The sequence below is a fragment of the Corynebacterium epidermidicanis genome, assembly GCF_001021025.1.
Classification (GTDB): domain Bacteria; phylum Actinomycetota; class Actinomycetes; order Mycobacteriales; family Mycobacteriaceae; genus Corynebacterium; species Corynebacterium epidermidicanis.
Window position 1 is genome coordinate 1,601,059 of record NZ_CP011541.1, and the last position, 19,995, is coordinate 1,621,053.

Sequence of the window (19,995 nt, forward strand, 5' to 3'; positions counted from 1 at the left end):
AGTTATTGTTCGGTTGGGATGGTGAGGATTTCGTTGCCGTCGTCGGTGATGACGATGGTGTGCTCGAACTGGGCGGTGAACTTGCCGTCGCGGTTCTGCACGGTCCAGCCATCGTCCCAGATGTCATAATCCAAAGAGCCAAGGTTGATCATCGGCTCGATCGTTAGCGTCATGCCGGGCTCCAGTATGTCCCGGTAGACGTCGGAATCATAATGCAGGACTATCAGCCCATTATGGAATGTAGGCCCCACGCCATGGCCGGTAAAGTCGCGGACCACGTTGTACCCAAAACGCTTGGCGTAGGACTCGATGACCCGGCCGATCACATTGATCTCGCGACCAGGCTTTGCAGCCTTGATGCCACGCATGGTCGCTTCCTTCGTCCGCTCGACCAGGAGGCGGTGTTCTTCGGAAACATTGCCAGCGAGGAAAGTGGCGTTGGTATCCCCGTGGACACCGTTCTTAAAGGCCGTGACGTCGATGTTGACGATATCGCCATCTTCGATCACGGTGGTATCCGGAATGCCGTGGCACACGATCTCGTTCAAAGAAACACAGCAAGACTTAGCAAAGCCACGGTAGCCCAACGTCGATGGGTAGGCGCCGTGATCACACATGTACTCGTGCGCAATGCGGTCGATCTCGTCAGTGGTCACACCTGGCTGAACCGCCCGTCCGGCGACAACTAGGGCGTTCGCCGCAATCTGCGATGCCTCGCGCATCGCTTCAATGACTTCCGGGGTTTGCACTAGCGGCTCCCCCATGCCCTCTTGTACGTCTTCTTTCCATGCATACTCTGGGCGGGCGATGTGTGCTGGGACGGTTCGGATAGGAGTTGGAGTGCCTGGGGTTAGCTTTGCGCGTGAACTCATAACAACATGCTAGCGCCCTAGCCAGCCTCGCTTGCTTCGGGGTGGCGCGCGGCATCAAGCTGCACAAAGAAGTAATCCGTAATCGCCACGGCGGATTCCGAGCCGCCGCCACCGACGATCAAGGTCGCGAAAGCGATGTCATCTTCCCGGAAGCCCGCAAACCACGCGTGGGAACCACCCGAAAATTCAGCTTCACCGGTCTTACCGGACACCGCACCCCCTTTCTGGCGCATTCCCCTAGCGGTACCACTGGTGACCACTGAACGCATCATGGTGCGCAATTGATTAACGACTTCGGCAGGTGGCGGGGAGACGTGCTGGTCAGCAGTCCCAGGGTGCCCGGAGACCAACACGGGAGTGGGTGTTTTCCCCGCTGCTGCGGTGGCAGCTACGAGCGCAAGCCCGAAAGGGCTGGCAAGGTCCCGTCCCTGTCCATAGCCTTCGTCGACGCGTTCCATGAACTCGTCACCATGCGGCACTTGGCCGGTCATCGTGTCGAGTCCTGGGATGGCATAGTCAACACCTAAGCCGAAGCTTTTGGCCATGTCCTGGAGTTGTCCTGGGGCTAACCGTGCGGAAATATCCGCGAAGGTGGTGTTGCACGATTGCGCGAAGGCATCGTCAAGTGAGGTGTTGCCGCGTGAAAAGGAGTTGTAGTTGGTGACGATACGGGGTCCAACTTCCATCGTTCCTGGGCACGGCACCGTGGATCCCGTGTTGAGCCCTTGATGCGCTAACCCAGCTGCGGCTGTGATCATCTTGAACGTCGATCCCGGCGGGTACTGTCCCATCAAGGCAGGATCACCGTCTTCATCGGCACGCTTGGTCTGCGCCACGGCTAGGATTTCGCCTGTGGACGGTCGGATAGCCACCATCATGGCCTTCATTTCTTTCCTGAGGTCTACCGCTTGCTGAGCGGCGTTTTGCATCTGGTGATCGAGACTGACCTGCACTGCAGGGCGTAGTTCGGGCTCCTTACGGTACAGGGAGGCCATTTCTGCACCGTTGTTGTTGACCTTGGCTATTTGCCAGCCATTCGCACCATCAAGGTCGTCGCGCACAATCTTTTCCACCCGCGACATGATCTCCGGCGCAAAGGTGGGATCGGTGCGCACCATGGCAGCTTCTTCGTTGACAATCACCCCCGGAACACCCCGGAGTTCGTCAGCAACGATCTTTCCGTTCGGGCCGGAGACCACTGTGACGGAATAATTCCCAGTGCGACCGGCGAGTTCTTTCGCCAACGCTTGCTGATCGATCACGGGAACAGCTGCATCTCGCTCATGTGCCTGGCCAAGCGCCATCGCCACCCGTGCCGCAACTCCACTCGTGTTGCCAGCCTCAGCTGGGTTAATGAGAATGCGGTACACACTGCCCGGCGCGAGCACGTCCGCACCGTCTGCACTGATCACTCTTGATTTTTGGGCAGGAATCGCTCGGAGTTCTAGATGCTGATGGGCACCCAGTTGCGGGTGGACCATCGCGGGCGCGTACCGGACTTTCCATTGATCTTTAATTTTCGTTGCAGCGACTTGTGCTTCGTAATCAAAGTTTCGCTCTCGGGGTAGCCGCCAATCGAGCCGGTAGGTTGCCGTTGCCAACGTGTCTTGATTATCGACCCTTAATAGCTCAGCGCGCAGGCCCTCGGCTTGCATGCCGTCGATGCTTTCCTGCACGGCCGTGCGTGTCGCGTCCGGGTTGTCGGTGAGCTGCGCTGCCTTTTCGACGTCCCCTTGTTCCAAAGCCTGCAGAAATTCACGAATCACTGGGTCGGCTACATCAGGTTTCGGGGTGCAAGCGGTGACGGTCGCAGCCACGAATCCGACGGTGGCTAGAAAACCAGTGATGCGTCTCATGATTGCCAACACTAGCAACCAAGCTGCTGGTTTTAGAGGATTGCTCGCTTGCGTGCCTCAACTACCGCTGCCGTGCGGGAGGCTACCCCGAGTTTGCTAAAAACGTGGCCGAGGTGACTTTTTACGGTGGCTTCGGTGAGCACCAACTTCCGGGCGATCTCACGGTTGGACATGCCTTCCGCGACGAGAGTGAGCACTTCGTGTTCCCGGGCGGTGAGGTTGGTTTCCGGTTGCCGCATGCGTCCCATGAGCCGTGTGGCGACCTGGTTGGATAATACTGATTCTCCGCGGGAGGCGGCCCGCACGCCGTCGATAAGCACGTCGGGGTCGGAGTCTTTGAGGAGGTAACCCACGGCTCCGGCGCTTACGGCGCCGATGACTTCGGCATCGGAGGAATAGTTGGTGATGACGAGTACTTCGGGCGCCGGTTTCAGGGCGCGGATCTCGGCGGTCGCGCGGACACCTTCGGCTTGGGTGTTTGCGCCGGGGGTTTCATTGAAGCGAAGGTCCATCAGAACCAGGTCAATGGGGGTGCCTAAAATTGCGTGTTTCTTCACGAGGGCAACGGCGTCGTCGGCCGTGGCAGCTTCTGCAACTACCTCGAAGTCCGGCTCCGCTTCGAGCACAGCGGTGAGTCCCGCGCGAATAACGGGATGGTCGTCGGCGAGGAGGAGGCGAATCATTGCTGCTCTTTCGTGGGTAGTTCGATGCGGATTCCGGTGCCGGTGGTGCCTTCGGTCGTCGACTCGATGATGAGCTTTCCGCCAAGTTCAGCAACGCGTTGCGACGCGGCATGTAGCCCAAAGCTGTTTCCGATAGTAGCTGGGTCGAACCCTACGCCATTATCGACGACATCAAGAGCAACCTCATTGTCTCCGTAGGTGAGCGTCACAGCTGCTTGGGTAGCGTGCGCATGCCTGACGACGTTGGACAGCATTGATTGCGCTAGGCGCACGATGGAGGCTTCGGTGGCATCGTCGAGAGGTCGCGGGGTCCCATCGATATGAAAGTCCACCGCTGACCCCATTGGGGTGGTTGACGCTACCCGTGCGAGCGCCACAGGCAAGCTGGCGCCGGTGAGCGGTGCGGGTTGAAGAGCGGCGATGATCCGTCGGGTTTCTTGCAGATTGTCCTTGGCGGTTTGTCTCGCTAGATGCAGTGTGGCCTTAAGGTCAGGGTCCTGGGTGCGTTGCTCCGCAGAGTGCAATAAGAGCTGGATCGAGGATAGGCCTTGGGCGACGGTGTCATGAATGTCAGCGGCCAGCCTTGACCTCTCGCTAGCTTCTCCGGCTTGACGCGCCAGGCGGGTGGCTTCCGCCCGGGCTGCAATGAGGTCTGCCATCGCTTGTTCTCGGGCGCGAGTTTCTTCGATGAGCAATTGGAAACCCGAACCCAGCAGCCATACCACCACGCCAGCTATCACCGGTCCGATGACCGCGCCCAGTTGCAAGCCACCATGCCAGGCCTGCCCCATGACTGCGATAGCAATAAAGCAAGCGATCCAAGCTCCCGCTCGCCAGCCGCCGCAGACATGTAATACGACGAAGAACAATGGGAAGGCCAGGTAGGCCGCAGCTGGGTTTGCCAGCACGAAGATCAGGAAACTGGTGGCGAGAAAACCTAGCCAAATCAACGCCCACCGCCGTCCCCTTGTGCCAGCCAAGGCCCATTCACCAATCGCAAACACTGCGCAGAATGCAATCCCAGCGGCAAGTGCTATCAGCGTGTGCTTTTCGACGATCGCCAATACCCACAACGCGAAGACAAGCACGCCCAACACCAGGTGGAGCCACTGCCACATATTAGCAATGACCTGCGGATTCGGCGCGCGAGGCGTTTCGCGCTTGGGGTCTTCCCACGGCAAAAGTTCAGTCACAGCTCTCAAGCTTATGCCCAAAGCAGGAGGACCACCCTAGACAAAAGTATGAATCAAAGACTCAACTGGTGGCCGATGTTGCGGCGCATGAAGTCAACGACACTTGAATTATGTTTCAAGCATTCAAAGAACTTCGTACCGCACTTGGCCGCACATTGTTGATTACGGGCACGGTAGCGATGATCGCCGTGCTGGTGAGCTTTCTGACTGCCCTGACCGGTGGCCTGGCTCACCAATCAATTTCTGAGCTCGACCGGTTAGCCGAGCGCACCGGTGGTTTGAGCCATACTCAACTGGTTCTCTCGGACAATGGCACCACCAACTTGGCTGCATCCACGCTCACCGAACAGCAAGTACGCGATTTGGGGGGCGATGCGCTCTACACCGCCCGCACCAAAGTGGGCTCCACTCCGGCGATGGTCGTGTCCAACCCTGAGGTGCCACGCGGTTCTGCCCTGGTCAGCGACAAACTCGCCGGTGAAAACACGGTAACTTTAGGATCCGCCCAGCTCAACGTGACCGCCACCATGGGCGACGTATGGCTTGACCATCAACCCATCGTCGAAGCCAACCCAGCAGATATCAGCCCAGTAACCGGTGGTCCTTCCGCCGTGCTGCTCCCGTCGGAAACCAACTTCACAGCCAAGGACACCCAGGTGTTGACGGGCAAGGACATCTACAAAGTCTCCGCTTCCTACACCGGTGAAAACATGTCGCTTTCGACAATGACTTACCTGTTGTTCGTCATTTCGGCTCTGGTTGTGGGTGCCTTCTTCGCGGTGTGGACGATGCAACGCCTCCGCGGTGTGGCCATCACAGCCGCCCTCGGCGGCGCCCGGAAGGTGATCGTGGCCGATGCCCTCACCCAAGCCATCTTCCTTCTCCTACTCGGAGTGACCGTTGGTGTGGCTGTCACCGTGGGATTCAGTCAAGTTCTCGGCGACGCAATGCCGATCATCATCTCGCCGAGTACCACCATCTTCCCTGGACTTCTGATTATCGCCTTCGGTCTAGTTGGCGCAGCATTTTCCTTGCGACCAGTACTCACCATCGATCCACGCTCCGCGCTCAGCGTTGCCTAAACACTCCGAAAGGTTCCCCATGTCCCAGCAAGGCCTTAGCGTTAACAATCTCTCCATCACAATCCAAGACGGCACGGAGCAACGCAATCTTCTAGACAACGTCTCTCTCCACGTAGCGCCAGGCAGTGTCCTTGGAGTATCCGGCCCCTCCGGCTCCGGAAAATCCACCCTGTTGTCCGCAATCGGATGCCTCCAACCCCCCACCTCGGGCACCATCACCCTGCAGACAGCAAGCGGCGAACTCGACCTTGCCTCTGCCAAAGGTCCCGAAGCTGCCCGCATTCGACGCAACCACATCGGAATTGTCTTCCAGCAGCCCAACCTATTGCCGTCGCTCAGCGTGCGCGAACAACTGCTCCTCATGCCGCGCCTGGGCCGGGTGCTACCGCTGCCCCGCCAACAAAAAATCGCCGCCGAGCAGCGCGCGGCTTCTCTCCTCGAGGCCGTCGAGCTCTCCGGCATGGACAATCGTCGCATCTCAGAGCTCTCCGGCGGTCAGCAAGCCCGAGTCAACATTGCGCGCGCGCTCATGAACTCCCCCGAGCTGCTGCTTGTCGACGAACCGACGGCTGCCCTCGACCAAGCGACAGCGGCAACTGTGACCCGTCTGATCGTCGATATGGCACAAGAATTTGGCGCCGCGACCTTATATGTCAGTCACGACGCCAATCAACTAGCCGAGCTACCGGACACCATTGAGTTGGTAGACGGCGTGCTCGTTACTTCGTAATCGAGACCGTAGGCGCGCCGGTGACGGTGGTGTCTTCCATCGTCTCGGCGATCTTCATTGCTTCCTCGATGAGGGTTTCCACGATCTGGGATTCCGGCACCGTCTTGATGACTTCACCCTTGACGAAGATCTGGCCCTTGCCATTGCCGGACGCCACACCCAGGTCAGCATCTCGTGCTTCGCCTGGGCCGTTCACGACGCAGCCCATGACGGCCACGCGCAGTGGCACATCCATGCCTTCCAGGCCAGCGGTGACTTCTTCCGCCAGCTTGTAGACATCCACCTGAGCGCGTCCGCACGAAGGGCAAGAGACAATTTCCAGCTTGCGCGGACGAAGGTTCAGCGACTGCAGGATCTGATCGCCGACCTTGATTTCCTCCACCGGGTCTGCCGAAAGGGACACGCGGATGGTGTCGCCGATTCCTTCCGCCAGCAGAGCGCCGAAAGCCACCGCGGACTTAATCGTGCCTTGGAATGCCGGGCCCGCCTCGGTCACGCCAAGGTGCAGCGGGTAGTCCGATTGCGCTGCCAGCTGACGGTATGCCTCCACCATGATGACTGGGTCGTTGTGCTTCACCGAGATGGCAATATCACCGAAACCGTGCTCTTCAAACAGACCGGCCTCCCACAGCGCGGACTCAACCAAGGCCTCCGGCGTGGCCTTGCCGTACTTATCCATGATGCGCTTATCCAAGGAGCCGGCGTTAACGCCAATGCGGATCGGAATTCCAGCATCTCCAGCAGCTTTGGCTACTTCCTTCACACGGCCATCGAATTCCTTGATGTTTCCCGGGTTGACGCGCACTGCAGCGCAACCGGCGTCGATAGCTGCGAAAATGTACTTAGGCTGGAAATGGATGTCGGCGATCACCGGGATCGGAGACTTCTTCGCGATAATTGGCAGTGCTTCGGCATCTACCGTCTTCGGGCAGGCCACACGAATGATGTCGCAGCCTGACGCGGTCAGCTGGGCAATCTGCTGCAACGTGGCGTTGATGTCGTGGGTTTTGGTCGTCGTCATCGACTGAACTGAGATCGGGTGATCCGAGCCCACCCCGACCTTGCCCACCATCAACTGGCGTGTCTTACGACGCGGCGCCAGAGTTGGAACGGGAGCTTCTGGCATGCCAAGGCCGATTGAGGTTGTCACAGTAGGTTGCTCCTTTACAAAGCACAATCAAGACAGGATTCTTTGCTTTATTTACCCTACCACCGCCGGTTTCGCTGACCGTTGCCCTATAACACTCCGCGGTGCAGGGATTACCCTGCATGGCCCGCCGAAGTCGGCGGATCCAGGTACGCAACTGACAGAGCTTGACCTGACCGATTAGAACAATCGGATCGGGTTAACCACGTCCGCGATAATTACCAACACGCCTACGCTTAACAGCAATGCAGACATCGCATAGGTCAGCGGCATGAGCTTTTCGTAATCGGCAGGACCAGCCGGCGGCAATCCGCGACGCTTGCGGAAGAAGTCGCGAATCTTTTCCCACACAACGACTGCGATGTGGCCGCCGTCTAGGGGCGGCAGCGGAATCAGGTTGAACAGGGCTAGAAATAGGTTCAGGCTTGCCAGCATCATCATGAACATGGCCCACTGGCTGCGCTCGGCCATTTCACCACCGATCCGCGAGGCACCGACGACGCTCATTGGGCTTTCCTCATCGCGGGTATGTCCGAAAATCGAAGCGACTACCCCCGGAATTTTAGCGGGGAAAGATGCCAGTCCTTGCCAGGTAGCTTGGACCATGTTGCCGAAGAATTCGCCAGTTGCCGGAATCGCGGACACCGGATCGTACTTCTTGATCGCATCCTTAATCGGTGCAGCACCGACCCCGATCATGCCGACGGTGACTTCTTTGCCTTCGGCGGTGGTGCGCGTAACGGAAGTGACGTCGACACGCACATCCGAGCGCTCACTGCCCCGCTCCACCTGCAAGGTCACGGTTTGTCCGGGGCGCTTGGCAAGTTCCTCGCGCAGCTGCATAAACGATGCCACCGGCTGCCCATCTACGGCCAAAATCCGGTCTCCAGGCTTGATTCCGGCTGCCGCTGCTGGACCGTCCCCGGAGCATTGTTGGTTCGGATCAACCTTGACGCAGCCAGTTTGGCCGATTTCTGGGGTGTAATCGGCGTGGAGGTTGGGCAGTCCTGAGCTCACCGCAACGCCATACAAAACGATGAGGGTGACCAGAATGTTCATCGTCACCCCGCCGAGCAGCACCGCGATCCGCTGCCACCACGGCCGGTCGACCATCGCGTAAGGACGTTCCTCGGGAGTCACCTCATCCAAGGCAGTCATCCCGGCGATGTCGCAAAACCCGCCGAGGGGCACGGCCTTTAGTCCGTATACCGTGTGTCCTTTGGTGACTTGAAAAACGGTGGGTCCGAATCCGATGAAGAAACGGCGCACTCGCATGCCACACCAGCGAGCTACCTGCATGTGGCCGAGTTCGTGCAGTCCGATGGTCAGCGCAATGCCCACGGCGAACAGCACTACACCCAATAGATAGCTCACAGGCTTCTTCCCTCTTTTAGTTGGCAACCAGCCATTGCCGGTTTCAATTGCTAGCGGGCGATCTTATCAACAAACTCGTTGGCCCGAGCACGCGCAACTCGCTCCGTCTCGTATACGTCCTGAACATCGCGTGGAACTCCCGCGAAACTGTGCGCGAGCTCCAATGTTTCTGCCACCGTATCCACGATTTCAGGGAACCTAATCCGCCCCGCTAAGAAGGCCGCAGCAGCTTCCTCGTTTGCGGCATTGAAGACAGCAGGGAACGTGCCCCGCTTAGCGACGGCCTCCCGCGCCAACTCCACCGCTGGGAAAGCCACATTATCCACCGGCTCAAAGGTCCAGCTCATCTGCTGGCGGAAATCGAGCGCTGGCTGGGCTTCTGGTACCCGATTCGGCCAATCCAACGCCAAGGAGATGGGCAGCTTCATCGAAGGCGGCGATGCTTGCGCGATTGTTGCACCGTCGTGGAACGTAATCATGGAGTGCACGATCGACTGTGGGTGCACGCTCACATCGATGAGCTGCGGATCGACGTCGAAAAGCAGGCTGGCTTCAATGAGCTCGAGCCCCTTGTTCACAAGGGTCGCCGAATTCAAGGTATTCATCTGCCCCATCGACCAGGTCGGATGGTTGGCGGCCTGTTCTGGGGTCACCTCCAGCATCTGCTCGCGCGTCCACCCACGGAACGGCCCACCAGAGGCGGTCAGCACGAACCTAGCCACCTCTCCACGTCGACCGGACATCAAGCACTGCGCCATCGCCGAGTGCTCCGAATCGACCGGTACTAATTGCCCTGGCTTGGCAGCTCTCAGCACGATTTCACCACCGGCGACCAGGGACTCCTTGTTTGCCAGCGCCAAAGTCGCGCCGGACTCCAGCGAAGCCAAGGTCGCGCCAAGCCCCATAGACCCCACCAGGGCATTGAGCACCGTGTCCGCAGGCTGCATTTCCACGAGGCGCTCCGCAGCGTCCGCACCGGTGAGCACGGTGCCACCCAATGCCTGACCGACCTGCTCGGCAGCAACCGGATTTGCGACCGCTACCTGCTCCGCACTCAGACCAAACTGCTGCGCCTGCTTCACGACGAGCGCCGGATCACTACCGGCCGCTGCAATACCAACGAGCTTAAATCGCGCTGGTTGCGCAGCGATCACCTCCAACGCCTGCGTACCGATAGAACCAGTCGAGCCCAAAATGAGAATTCGTTGAGTCACGACGACCATTGTCGCACCTTTTCCCCGCCACCCCCGCACGTGACACCAGCCGGAGCTACCTCAAACGGGGTTAACTGCTCCGGCTTAACGACGAGTTCTTTCTGGTCAATGTCGTGTTTTGACTCTCCACGTAATAGAATGTGCGAAGATAATGACAACATCTGGGCGCAGTGAGCAATTCGTCTCACAGACGAGACAATCCTGCGAACAGCGTTTGCGACCACACTTTAAGGAGCTATAAACGTGGCTGGTTCTCACAAGATCGTGCCTGAAGTTCACAACGGTGTCTCCACACTTGATGAGCCATCAGCAGCTTGGGGTTGGCACGACATCGGACGCGGTCCTATCCAGATCGCCGGTTGGATCTCCGTTCTGTTCCTCCTCGGCTTCAACTTCGGTAACCACCACGGCCACGTTGAAACCATTTGGTTGCTCACTCTGGCAGCGCTGATCGCGATCGGCCTGCTGCTCCAGCTCTTCCAGCCAAAGCTTTCCCAGGTACGCACCGTGACCGCTCACAACAAGCCAGAAGGCCACGTAGAGCCACACTGGAACTACAACCAGCACACCCTGCAGGGAACCCACGCAAACCTCAGCGATTCCCAGCTGCGTGCGCTAAATGTTGACCCAGCTTCGGTCAAGGGCGAGCTGAACTAGCCTCCCCCCTTTTTTACGCAAGACCACCCGCTGCATTGAGCGGGTGGTCTTTTTGTGTCAAGCGCTGCTGAGTGCTGAGGGTTTAAGTAAGGAAAAGTGTGTCTCTGCTGTGCGTTTTCCGCAGTGTTGTGGTCCTAAAATCGGTTTTTATTGTTCGCTGGGAGCCGAAACCCGCTCGATGTCGTCACTTCGGTGTAGTCGGACTACCGCTGCGGGATTTTATTCATGAAAAAACGCTGCTCTACGTAGTCGGACTACGCCGAAGCGACGACATAGCACTTATGCAGCAAACCCGCACCGCCGGCGACACGCCCACGAGACACACTTATCTTTACTTAACCCGTGCTGAGTGCTGAGTGCTGAGTACGTTGGGGCTGCAAACATGCTAGGTCGTACTTCCGCGGAGGTACGACCTAGCACTTCTGAAGCACTTCCGCCCCACCAGCCAAGCGCAGTATCGGCCGTTTTCGTTTGAGCGTGCCGGCTTCTGACAGTTTCATCAGAGAAGGCCCGCACATTGCCACCTTGCGCCTGGTCGGACTAGACGTGTGATTTAACTTTCGCGAAGATTTGCAGCAGGTGGGCGTCGATATGCCTGGCAGCTATGTGGCGCGCAAGAACCCAACAGGCGGCGGGCAGGATGAACATCAAAGCCCAACCGGAAACGCTTGCCCACACGGCCCCGGAGTGGTGCGCCCAAGCGAGCAGTCCGACGCCGGGAACGAGCGGAATCCAACAGCAGAACATCGCGGCGAATACTGTGAGGAAAGCGCCAGCGGAATAGCCGGATTTGTCCTGCCATGGGTTCGTTCCAGGTTTCGCCGTAGGGTAAGCGTTAAAAACACTGGCGACTTGCGATAAAGCGGAAGCTACGACCAACATCAATACGCCAGCTGGGATAACGAAGACAGCGATTGACTTGTCGCGTGCGAGGAAGAAAGCCATGACTGCGTACAACAGTGTCATAACGGTCGGAATTGTCATGGATGCCCAATGCCTGGCCAGCGCAATCGTCCTGGGGCGCAGTCCGCTGGCGATATACATCCAGCAGGCGGGGCCGTCGAAGCCGAAGTCGTTTGAGGCGATTGTGCAGCTCAAGAAACTCAGCATCCACAGCGCCAGGTAAAGCTGGAAATCAGAATCTGTGGTGAAGGACTGATAGGTAAAGAACGTTACTATGAGAGGGGCACCAATCATGGAGTTCAGCAGTCTGGGATCACGTCGAAAGTATCGGAAGGCTCGGCTGTAGATGGCGCCGGCCGGGGTTTTCGGAACGAACCGAAGGAAGATTGATGCGCCGTCGGCCTGGATTTCGTCCTTTTCGTTGGTGCCGGAGCGTTCCAGTGGTGCCCGCAACCGCCTTGCCAAGCTCCGCTGCCAGGCCCAACACACCAGCCCCAGCGCGAGCACACTGATCACTATTTGTGCCACGACCTCGAGCCAAAGCCCACCTACTGCACCAGCAATCACCCCGCCAGCTGACGCCAGCGGTGTCCATTGCAGCACTCCGCCCATTGGCCACAACTCGGTCTGGTTGGTGCCCTGCGAGATCACCCGGTTGTAGATAATTAGCATCGCAAACACTGCCAACGAAGAGATAATCACATTTCGTTCTTTGCTCGTGCGCGACTTCTGGGTGGCGAACACACTGCCGAGCAGCTCACCCGACGCAAGCACCAACGCGAGCTGCAGCGCCATCATGACGAGCACCAAGGGTATCCACATCGGTGGGATCGCCAGCGAGATAAACACCGTCGTAATCACTGTTACCAGTAACGCTGTGAGACCTCGACTGGTCATGAGCGCAGTCAACGCGTGCGCGCGAAACAGCGTTCGTGGTGATATTGAATGGCCGATGAAGTCTTCGGGCTGTAGGTGGTTTTCGCCTGCCGGCACCATCACAACCATCATCAAATAGGCCACCAACCCGACGGTGAGCGCGCTGGCAATCGCTTCTGGATGGCCTGAACGAATTTCGCTCCACATCATCATGTCGAGAGCGACGGCTCCTCCCGCACCATAAATCAGGAACATCACCATCATGAACACGACAGAGACGTTTTCTTTGAGTCCTCGCAACCACAAGGTGCGTTGCACTCGGAGCATGGATTTAAGCATTCCCAGGCTCCCCCTGCAGCCAGCCGAGCGAACCTTCCGCCAGCTGTCCACCGCCGGCAATCTCCACGAAAATCTCGGTCAGGCTGCGTCCTGCACGAACGTCGTCGACATGCCCTGCGATGTGGATTCGCCCCTCGTTCATAATGGCCACATGGGTACACAACCCCTCAACCAATCCCATGACGTGGGAAGACAGCACCACTGTCCCGCCTCCGGCAGCGTATCGACGCAAGATTTGCTGAATCACCTGTCCTGAAGCGGGATCAACTGCTTCGAGAGGCTCATCGAGGACCACGAGTCGAGGGCTATGCAACAGCGCGTTAGCGAGGTAGATTTTCTTGGTCATACCTGCGGAATAGTCGACGATCCGCTTGTTCCCCGCGGAAGTCAAACCGAGGGCTTCGAGCAGTTCACGTGCGCGTTGATCAATTTCAGCGGCCGGCATGGAACGCAGAGCACCTGAAAACTGCAACAATTCCAGCCCGCTGAGCCGGTTGAAAGCAGCGTAGCCGTCGACGAGGAGCCCCATCGCATTCTTGGCCGCCGAATCATCGTGCCAGACGTCGTGCCCGCACACTTCCGACGTTCCATTATCAGGCTGGATTAGCCCAGTTGCCATAGAAAGCATCGTTGTTTTTCCAGCGCCGTTGGGGCCGACGATGCCATAGATGCTGCCAGGCTCAACATCCAGAGAGACGTTGTCAACGACGACCCGCGGGCCAAACCGTTTTGAAAGGTTTTTGATACTTAACGCGGGTACTGTCATTGAACGACTGGCTCCTTCTGTTTAGCGTTCCTCCGCGGCTAGCTGGCCACAAGCAGCTGCGATCTCCTGACCGCGAGTATCCCGCACGGTACACGGAACACCCTGCGCAATGACCCGGCGGACGAACTCATCTTGACGATCCTTAGGCGACGCATCCCACTTCGAACCCGGCGTCGGGTTAAGCGGAATGAGATTCACATGTACTTTCGAGCCTAGCGCCTTATGAAGCTTCTTGCCGAGCATGTCTGCCCGCCAGCCGTGATCGTTAATGTCCCGAATCAACGCATACTCGATCGACACGCGACGGCCAGTTTTATCCGCATAGTAGCGAGCAGCGTCCAGCACCTCTTCCACTTTCCAACGATTATTGACGGGCACGAGGGTATCGCGTAGCTCATCGTCGGGAGTGTGCAGGGAGACTGCCAGAGTGACCGAGAGGTCTTCGTCGGCAAGCTTGCGGATAGCTGGCGCCAAGCCGACGGTGGACACGGTGACATTGCGCATCGAAATGCCGAAACCCTGCGGAGCTGGAAGCGTGATCTGCTTCACTGCGCTTAAGACGCGCTTGTAGTTCGCGAGCGGCTCCCCCATCCCCATAAACACGATGTTCGACAGACGGCTGCCATCTGACTGCATGAGAGCAGCAGCCGCGCGCACCTGATCGACGATTTCGCCGATGGACAAATTACGGTCCAGGCCGCCCTGCCCGGTCGCACAGAACGGACAGGCCATGCCACAACCCGCCTGCGAAGAAATGCAGAGAGTCGCGCGGTCTGAATAACGCATCAGCACAGACTCGAGCAGCTTGCCGTCGTGAAGCCGCCAAAGCGTCTTGGTGGTTTCGCCATCGTCGGTAGCGTATTGCTTTATCGGGGTCAGCAGCGTAGGAAAGAGCGCGTCCTTAACTTTGATGCGCGCAGCCTCGGGCAGATCAGTCATTGTGAGCGGATCAGCCTCGAGGCGACCATAGTAATGACGCGCGATCTGGTCTACGCGGAACTTCGGCAGCCCGAGCTCACCGACTGCCTCGATGCGTTCTTCCTGGGTGAGATCCGCGAAGTGCAAGGGAGGCATGCCGTGCTTAGGCGCCTTGAAAACAAGAGGAAGTGCAGTCATAATACCCACCATCATTGCACGAATTGCGCACTCGTCACTAACTGACGTCGAGGCTCACAAGTTGGCAATACCTTAAATTTTCCCGTTGAATAGTAACTATGACTAATCCATACGAATCCACCGGCCCGATCGAGACGAACTCCCCCTCCCCTGCGCCTTCCTCCCCAGAAACCCGTGATTTAGCTGTTCCAGGCGAAACCACTGAGCCGGCCGCACCAAGTGACGACGTCCGCGAGGAACCAAAGCCAAAGGTCAAGGGCTCGCTGGCCGGAGGAACGTGGGTAGCTTTGATCTTCGGCACGTTGCTACTTATCCTGCTGTTGATCTTTATCATGCAAAATCAAACGAATGTCGAGCTCGATCTTTTTGCCTGGTCGTTCACCGTTCCGGTGGGTGTCGGTTTCTTGCTAGCAGCCATCACTGGCGCGCTGATCATGGCGATTGTCGGTGGTGTACGCATGTTGGAGCTGCGCCGCCAGGTTCGACGCGCTCGCAAGGCTCTACGATAAAGCTTTAGGCTGAAGCACAGAGCTGGCGCCCCGAGATCCCCGCTTTCGGATCGGGGCGCCGCTTTTTTGGGGTGGCTGGCATTGCGAAAGCTGCTTGGCGCCTGAAGCACTGCTTGGCAGCCTTGAATGCGCCCGCAAATCTGTACCACTGCAAAGGCAATCGGCGACCGCAAGACGAACCCCCAGTGAAGTAACTGTTAAGAACCAACCAAGCTCAAAATCAGCCAGGTGACCATCGCTGACGGCAGCATCCCGTCGAGGCGATCCATCAGGCCGCCATGTCCCGGCAGCATTCGCGACATGTCTTTGATGCCGATTTCGCGTTTGAACTGCGATTCGACGAGGTCTCCAAGAGTGGCGCAGACTACGAGCCCGACTCCCAGCAAGATCCCAACCCAGAACCGGTCACCAAGCAGGAAGTGCACGGCAAGAGCTCCAACGATGGATCCCAGAATTACTGATCCCGCGAATCCTTCCCAGGATTTCTTTGGGCTCACTGCGGGTGCCATGGGGTGCGAGCCGAACATCACCCCGAATATGTAGCCACCTACATCTGAAGCAATCACGCACACCATGAAGGTGACGATGAACATTCCATACGCCACCCCTTCCCGTTCGATGAGAGAAAGCATGGCGGCGAAACTACCGAACAGCGGGATCCACGTCAGCACGAAAATGCCAATGGACATGTCGCGCAGGTAGTTCTGGGGCGCGGTATGCCGTCCATGGTGGAAAAGCCGACCAAACATGAGCGCAAGCACACTGGTCACGAACGCGGCGACCAGTCCTTTCGTCCCGTATGGCCATGACAACCACACCATCGCCTGTCCGCCGATCAACAAGATCCAACGTGGTAGCACATAACCGTGCTCAATCAGTCGTCGGTGGACTTCCCAGGTAGCCAGGCCAATAGCGATGGCTACGAGCGGATACCAACCATGCGGTATTAAGAAAATGGCGACGAGCACCAGGGCTCCCAGACCAACGCCAACTCCAACTGCAGATTTGAGGTCTCGTCCGGCGGAGTTCTTCGGTCGGGGCAAATGGTGCTCGATGCGGGATTTCGGCTCAGGTTGATTCACTGTGGCCTAAACTTCCATCAGTTCCTTTTCTTTAGCGGCAACCAGTTCATCCATCTGCGCCACGTACTTCTGGGTAACCTTGTCCAGGTCCTTTTCTGCTGCTTGGACTTCGTCCTCACCGGCGTCGCCGTCTTTTTGCAGCTTCTTCAGCTGGTCCATGCCTTTACGACGCACGTTGCGGATCGCGATCTTGCCGTCCTCGCCCTTGGATTTGGCCATCTTCACCATGTCTTTACGACGCTCCTCAGTCAGCTGTGGGACGGTGACACGCAAGACCTGGCCGTCATTGGTTGGGTTCACACCCAAGTCGGAGTTGCGGATGGCGTTCTCGATGTCGTTCATGACCGACATCTCGTAAGGCTTGATGATGAGCATGCGAGGCTCGGGGACCGAGATGGTCGCCATCTGGGTGATTGGGGTGAGGGTGCCGTAGTACTCAGCCATAACGCCGTTGAACATCGCTGGGTTAGCCCGACCGGTACGGATTGTAGTCAGGTCTTCGCGGGTGTGTTCTACGGAGGCAGCCATGCGTTCTTCGGCTTCAAACAGGATCTCGTCAATCATGCGGATTCGTTTTCCCTTGTTGTTCGGTGGTGAATAGAAGTATCGGTACTCAATTTATCAGGACTTGACCAGCGTACCGATTGGCTCACCGGCTACGGCGCGCGCAATGTTTCCTTCGGTGAGCAGGTTGAAGACCAAAATTGGCATGTCGTTGTCTTTGCAGAGGGAAAACGCCGTGGAATCGGCCACTTTCAATCCCTTTTCAATGACCTCTTGCGGGGTGATCTCGTCGAAAAGCTTGGCATTGGGGTTGGTGCGGGGGTCGTCGTCGTAAACGCCGTCGACGGCCTTGGCCATGAGTAGCACTTCGCAGTCGATTTCGAGTGCGCGTTGGGCTGCGGTGGTGTCAGTGGAGAAGTAAGGCATGCCCATGCCTGCGCCGAAGATAACGACGCGTCCCTTCTCCAGGTGACGCTTTGCGCGCAGGGGCAGGTATGGTTCGGCGACCTGGGCCATGTTGATGGCGGTTTGGACGCGGGTCTCAACGCCTTGCTTTTCCAGGAAGTCCTGCAGCGCGAGGCAATTCATGACGGTGCCCAGCATGCCCATGTAGTCCGAGCGGTCACGGTCCATGCCGCGCTGCTGCAGCTGTGCGCCACGGAAGAAGTTGCCACCACCGATTACAACACACACCTCTGTCCCGTTTTGTGCGATCTCAGCGATCTGTCGGGCAACGTTTTGCACCACGTCCGGGTCGATCCCGACGTTGCCACCGCCGAACATTTCCCCGCCGAGCTTGAGCATGACTCGCTTGAAACCCTTGCGCTTGGTATTTGCCTGTTCCGTCTGTGGCGACATTCGGGTGACGCACCTTCCTCTGGTTTTCCACTGCTATTTCCGCACAACTCGGGCCTCGAGCGTGCCGACACATAAAAGTCCCTTACAGCTTACCCTTAATCCACCAATCAAAAATGCCCCCAGGGACCGTATGGTCCGTGGAGGCAGTTTTAGGCTTATCGACGCCCGATGGTAAACCATCAAGGGGCGTCGATAAGCAGGATGGCGGGCACTGAATTAGTGCTGGCCAACCTCGAAACGAGCGAAGGAAGTCAGCTTGACGCCAGCTTCGTCCATCATTTCCTTGACAGACTTCTTGTTGTCGGAAACGGAAGCCTGCTCAAGCAGCACAACATCCTTGTAGAAGCCATTCATGCGACCTTCGACGATCTTAGTGATAGCAGCCTCTGGCTTGCCCTCTTCGCGGGTGATCTTCTCCTGGGTTGCGCGCTCCTTTTCGACAGCCTCAGCAGGAACATCTTCGCGGGAGAGGTACTGAGCCTTCATAGCGGCAACCTGCATAGCAGCAGCCTTGGCAGCAGCTTCGTCGTCGCCTTCGTAAGCAACGAGAACGCCCACTGCTGGTGGCAGGTCAGCTGCACGGTGGTGCAGGTACACAGCAACCTTGTCACCGTCGAGGGTGACGGCGCGACGCAGCTCGAGCTTCTCGCCGATCTTTGCGGACAGCTCCTGGATAGCCTCAGCAGCAGTCTTGCCATCAACCTCAGCAGCTGCGAGCTCTTCTGGGGTGTTTGCCTTGACAGCAGCTGCAGCGTCAGCGATCTTGGCTGCGAAATCCTTGAACTCAGCGTTCTTAGCAACGAAGTCGGTCTCAGAGTTGATCTCAACCATCGTGTTGCCAGACACTGCGATCAGGCCTTCAGCAGCGGTGCGCTCAGCGCGCTTTCCGACGTCCTTAGCACCCTTAATACGCAAGATTTCGACGGCCTTCTCGAAGTCACCATTGGACTCTTCGAGAGCCTTCTTGCTGGCCATCATTCCGGCGCCGGTCATTTCACGCAGCTTTTTGACGTCTGCAGCAGTGTAGTTCGCCATAACGGGGCGATCCTCCTTGTATATAGAAAGAGTTTTCCTAGTGAAGCTTAGCTTAGAGTTTCGCAACGCGCGCGCAGCGGGTAGCGTTACCCAACTCGCGGCAAGAGTCCATCCTACATTCCCGACTTTCCGCATCGAAAAACAGTCTTTAAGACAGATCCACAAAGCAATCGTTGTCGTTTCCACAAAACGCTAGCCAAAGTATCGATCACATAGTTCTGCAAATTCATTATCGAAAAACCATGACTTTTAAATGTAATGCGTATCAAAGTCGTTTAGAATGGTTAACGTAGCACTGAAGGCTACGACTTCACCTCTTTCAACGAAGGGTATCTGATCCATGAGGAAACTCTGCACCATTGTTCTCACAATGGCATTGTCAGTTGCAATATCCCCCGTTGCCTCCGCTAGCCCTTTTGCCAAGGATTCAGCTAACAATCAGAACCAATCTGCTAAAGCGAATACCGATGCTCAAACCGAACACCTAAAGCTCCTTGACCCCTACGTCCATCCTGACGAAAAGGTATTCAATCTGAAAGATGCTATTGCAAAAGATCGCAGCCTTGAACATGACGCCATAGAACTCGCATCTGTGTATCACGGCTTTGGATGGAGCATCACTACCGCGAACGAAGAACAACTCAGCCGCGTCTCAACGCGAGCCGCAACACGCACAAGCACTATTCAGCCATTCTCAAATTGCAATGGTCGAAATGGTTTCCAACCTATGCCACCCGCGGCTCTATTAGACAGTTGCGCCTCCAGCGCATTGCAGAATTCGATCGCAGCGGGAGCCACGGTAGTCGAACTTGCCGGCTTGCTTTCGTCCTACACGGGAATCTCTCTTGCTGTTGCGACACCGATAGCTATCGGACTTGCCGCACAGGCGTCACTCATGGGGGTTTGCGGTTCTTGGGGAAATGGCATTCGGCTGTTCTCCAACGGAATGTGTTGGTCACAGTAAAAACCGAGAGGAAAAATGAGAATTAAGATCCTGGTACTACTTGGAATTGTTTCGCTTGGTCTATGCCTTTTTGCCATTGTCAATCCAAGCTCTCAAATTAGCCGAGTTGCAAGCGCCTTCGCAGTTGTTTATGTCATCGCAACAACAGCCTTTTTGCTCCCGACGTTAAAAGAAAAGCGGCGAAGATAGGACTGTGTAAAAGGTTGAGTCTCACCTTGAAACAGTTGGAGCCCCA

19 protein-coding genes are annotated in these 19,995 nt (G+C 57.3%); 5 read left to right on the forward strand and 14 right to left on the reverse strand.

The annotated features are described in order from the left end of the window. Positions 1-2: 2 nt before the first annotated feature. From map to CEPID_RS07475, 4 genes are read right to left on the reverse strand one after another with little or no spacing between them, the layout of a single operon-like run. On the reverse strand, positions 3-872 hold the full coding sequence (gene map / locus CEPID_RS07460) for a type I methionyl aminopeptidase (protein ID WP_047240440.1): 870 nt from the start codon (positions 870-872) through the stop codon (positions 3-5). 17 nt (positions 873-889) lie between these two features. Beyond that, entirely contained in the window at positions 890-2,728 is a 1,839-nt protein-coding gene (locus tag CEPID_RS07465; protein WP_047241419.1) for a penicillin-binding transpeptidase domain-containing protein, read from the reverse strand. A 32-nt stretch (positions 2,729-2,760) separates the two neighbouring features. After that, positions 2,761-3,411 (reverse strand): response regulator, encoded by a 651-nt coding sequence (locus CEPID_RS07470; protein WP_047240441.1) that lies wholly within the window; start codon positions 3,409-3,411, stop codon positions 2,761-2,763. Continuing rightward, positions 3,408-4,604 (reverse strand): sensor histidine kinase, encoded by a 1,197-nt coding sequence (locus CEPID_RS07475; protein WP_052843437.1) that lies wholly within the window; start codon positions 4,602-4,604, stop codon positions 3,408-3,410. The genes CEPID_RS07470 and CEPID_RS07475 overlap by 4 nt, the downstream gene beginning before the upstream one ends. Before the next feature lie 110 nt (positions 4,605-4,714). Here CEPID_RS07475 and CEPID_RS07480 point away from each other — a divergent pair, with 110 nt between their 5' ends. Both CEPID_RS07480 and CEPID_RS07485 read left to right on the forward strand, forming a co-directional pair. Then, on the forward strand, positions 4,715-5,686 hold the full coding sequence (locus CEPID_RS07480) for an FtsX-like permease family protein (protein ID WP_047240442.1): 972 nt from the start codon (positions 4,715-4,717) through the stop codon (positions 5,684-5,686). 19 nt (positions 5,687-5,705) lie between these two features. Next, positions 5,706-6,416, forward strand: coding sequence for an ABC transporter ATP-binding protein (locus CEPID_RS07485; protein ID WP_047240443.1), 711 nt, complete (start codon positions 5,706-5,708; stop codon positions 6,414-6,416). On the opposite strand, the gene ispG is transcribed toward CEPID_RS07485, so the two are convergent. The 3 genes from ispG to dxr form a co-directional block, all read right to left on the reverse strand. After that, on the reverse strand, positions 6,406-7,542 hold the full coding sequence (gene ispG, locus CEPID_RS07490; RefSeq protein WP_047241421.1) for a flavodoxin-dependent (E)-4-hydroxy-3-methylbut-2-enyl-diphosphate synthase: 1,137 nt from the start codon (positions 7,540-7,542) through the stop codon (positions 6,406-6,408). The genes CEPID_RS07485 and ispG overlap by 11 nt on opposite strands. A gap of 201 nt (positions 7,543-7,743) precedes the next feature. Then, a complete protein-coding gene (locus CEPID_RS07495; protein ID WP_047240444.1) occupies positions 7,744-8,937 on the reverse strand; it encodes a M50 family metallopeptidase in 1,194 nt (397 codons plus the stop codon). A 50-nt stretch (positions 8,938-8,987) separates the two neighbouring features. After that, a complete protein-coding gene (dxr, locus tag CEPID_RS07500) occupies positions 8,988-10,160 on the reverse strand; it encodes a 1-deoxy-D-xylulose-5-phosphate reductoisomerase (RefSeq protein WP_047240445.1) in 1,173 nt (390 codons plus the stop codon). A gap of 234 nt (positions 10,161-10,394) precedes the next feature. Between dxr and CEPID_RS07505 the strand changes: the two genes are divergently transcribed. Beyond that, positions 10,395-10,808 (forward strand): DUF2631 domain-containing protein, encoded by a 414-nt coding sequence (locus CEPID_RS07505; protein WP_047240446.1) that lies wholly within the window; start codon positions 10,395-10,397, stop codon positions 10,806-10,808. A gap of 540 nt (positions 10,809-11,348) precedes the next feature. Here CEPID_RS07505 and CEPID_RS07510 read toward each other — a convergent pair. The 3 genes from CEPID_RS07510 to rlmN are packed head-to-tail and all read right to left on the reverse strand — an operon-like array spanning position 11,349 to position 14,811. Beyond that, positions 11,349-12,914, reverse strand: coding sequence for a hypothetical protein (locus CEPID_RS07510; RefSeq protein WP_158408033.1), 1,566 nt, complete (start codon positions 12,912-12,914; stop codon positions 11,349-11,351). A gap of 4 nt (positions 12,915-12,918) precedes the next feature. Further along, entirely contained in the window at positions 12,919-13,692 is a 774-nt protein-coding gene (locus CEPID_RS07515; RefSeq protein ID WP_047240448.1) for an ABC transporter ATP-binding protein, read from the reverse strand. A 21-nt stretch (positions 13,693-13,713) separates the two neighbouring features. After that, on the reverse strand, positions 13,714-14,811 hold the full coding sequence (gene rlmN, locus CEPID_RS07520; protein ID WP_144413558.1) for a 23S rRNA (adenine(2503)-C(2))-methyltransferase RlmN: 1,098 nt from the start codon (positions 14,809-14,811) through the stop codon (positions 13,714-13,716). Between the two features lie 95 nt (positions 14,812-14,906). On the opposite strand from rlmN, the gene CEPID_RS12925 reads away from it, so the two are divergent. After that, the gene (locus CEPID_RS12925; protein ID WP_083984415.1) at positions 14,907-15,317 is read left to right on the forward strand and encodes a LapA family protein; all 411 of its coding nucleotides are present in this window, start codon (positions 14,907-14,909) and stop codon (positions 15,315-15,317) included. Between the two features lie 197 nt (positions 15,318-15,514). Here CEPID_RS12925 and CEPID_RS07530 read toward each other — a convergent pair whose 3' ends face one another. From CEPID_RS07530 to tsf, 4 genes are all read right to left on the reverse strand, one after another. After that, a complete protein-coding gene (locus CEPID_RS07530) occupies positions 15,515-16,399 on the reverse strand; it encodes a phosphatidate cytidylyltransferase (RefSeq protein WP_047240449.1) in 885 nt (294 codons plus the stop codon). A gap of 6 nt (positions 16,400-16,405) precedes the next feature. After that, positions 16,406-16,963, reverse strand: coding sequence for a ribosome recycling factor (gene frr / locus CEPID_RS07535; protein ID WP_047240450.1), 558 nt, complete (start codon positions 16,961-16,963; stop codon positions 16,406-16,408). Positions 16,964-17,020: 57 nt separating this feature from the next. Then, positions 17,021-17,761, reverse strand: a complete 741-nt coding sequence (pyrH, locus tag CEPID_RS07540; RefSeq protein WP_047240451.1) for a UMP kinase — start codon at positions 17,759-17,761, stop codon at positions 17,021-17,023. 216 nt (positions 17,762-17,977) lie between these two features. Then, a complete protein-coding gene (gene tsf / locus CEPID_RS07545; protein ID WP_047240452.1) occupies positions 17,978-18,796 on the reverse strand; it encodes a translation elongation factor Ts in 819 nt (272 codons plus the stop codon). Between the two features lie 370 nt (positions 18,797-19,166). Between tsf and CEPID_RS13135 the strand changes: the two genes are divergently transcribed. Next, positions 19,167-19,760, forward strand: coding sequence for a hypothetical protein (locus tag CEPID_RS13135; protein ID WP_144413480.1), 594 nt, complete (start codon positions 19,167-19,169; stop codon positions 19,758-19,760). The last annotated feature ends 235 nt before the right edge of the window (positions 19,761-19,995 follow it).